We start from the raw sequence: 315 nt of genomic DNA on the forward strand, positions 1-315 counted from the left end.
CCGCGCCAGGGCGAGGCCCTGTCCGGTGCCCTTGCCGACCTCCTTGGTGGTGAAGAACGGCTCGAAGATCGTCTGCTGGAGGTGTTCGGGGATACCGCTGCCGTTGTCGGCGATACTGATGACCGCCATCGGGCCCTCGACCCGGGTACTGATGCGGATCTCGCCCCGCTCGCCCCTCGCCGCCTTGTCCTGCATCGCGTCCGCGGCGTTGACCAGCAGGTTCAAAAACACCTGGTTGAGATCACCGATGCGGCACAGCACCTCCGGCAGCTCACCCAGGTCCAGCACCACGTCAGCGACGTACTTCACCTCGTT

1 protein-coding gene is annotated in these 315 nt (G+C 65.4%); it reads right to left on the reverse strand.

Features of this window, described 5'->3' with window-relative positions; translation table 11 throughout:
- Positions 1-309: sensor histidine kinase (locus HC028_RS28025; protein ID WP_338091303.1), on the reverse strand; the 309-nt coding region annotated here is incomplete at its 3' end.
- Between the last annotated feature and the right edge of the window lie 6 nt (positions 310-315).

The organism is Planosporangium flavigriseum, from assembly GCF_011947225.1.
GTDB lineage: Bacteria > Actinomycetota > Actinomycetes > Mycobacteriales > Micromonosporaceae > Planosporangium > Planosporangium flavigriseum.